Annotated in this window: 1 pseudogene; it reads right to left on the bottom strand. The window is 69.5% G+C overall.

From position 1 onward, the window contains the following. Positions 1–489: pseudogene (locus P3H15_RS54540) on the bottom strand (transposase); the annotation flags it as partial.

Here is a 489-nt window from a genome sequence, read left to right as displayed (position 1 = left end):
ACCGGGTGGCGACGGTGTGGCGGAATCGGTGGGTGCGGTTGAAATCGACCAGGGCTCCGGTGCTGTCACGCACGTCCAGCCGGACGGCCAGATCAGTCAGCAGATTCCGCAGGTTGGTGCCGGAGTACGGCCGGTCGCCGTTGCGGTTCATCAGCGCGGCCAGGAACAGGTACTTCGGGGTCCTGCCGGGTGCGCCGTGTTCGGCGAGGAACCGCTGCGCCCACTGTTGCTGCTCACGGATGATCGCGACGACCTCGGCGTGCACCGGGATGGTGTCCGGAGCACCGTCGATCTTCGTCTGCTGGTAGCGGAGCTTGGCGACCAGCCCCAGCTCGTCACCGTCTGCCGCAGGGTCGCCCGGCGAGGAGGGGGCCGTCGGCGACCACGGCAGCAGCGGGTCGCGGTCGAGCAGGCAGATCTCGCTGACGCGCCGGCCCAGCAACGCCACCAGCATGGTGATCCGCATGGCCTGCTCGTCCCCGAACCCGC

The sequence above is a fragment of the Rhodococcus sp. T2V genome (assembly GCF_029269925.1).
Taxonomy (GTDB): Bacteria; Actinomycetota; Actinomycetes; order Mycobacteriales; family Mycobacteriaceae; genus Rhodococcus_F; species Rhodococcus_F koreensis.
Note: the sequence above shows the minus strand (reverse complement) of the source record. Positions and strands in the feature narration are given on the sequence as shown.